This window comes from Paraburkholderia sp. SIMBA_030 (genome assembly GCF_046535245.1).
GTDB lineage: Bacteria > Pseudomonadota > Gammaproteobacteria > Burkholderiales > Burkholderiaceae > Paraburkholderia.
Genome location: NZ_JAWRXB010001504.1, coordinates 1 through 240 on the forward strand (window position 1 = coordinate 1; position 240 = coordinate 240).

Here is a 240-nt window from a genome sequence, read left to right on the forward strand (position 1 = left end):
ATGGCACAGGCCGCACTGGATGCAGCGGTCCTGATCGATGCGCGCCTTGATGTCGTAGTTCAGGTTCAGGTATTGCCAGTCGGTCACGTTCTGCACGGCGCGGCCGCGGATCGCGTCGAGATTCGCGTAGCCCTTGTCGTCCATCCAGTTCGAGAGGCCGTCGATCATGTCGGAAACGATTCGGAATCCGTAATGCATCGCGGCGGTGCAGACCTGCACGCTGCCCGCGCCGAGCACGAT

Annotated in this window: 1 pseudogene; it reads right to left on the reverse strand. The window is 62.1% G+C overall.

What is annotated here, in order from left to right:
• Positions 1-240 (reverse strand): annotated as a pseudogene (locus SB772_RS45050) (NAD-dependent dihydropyrimidine dehydrogenase subunit PreA); the annotation flags it as partial.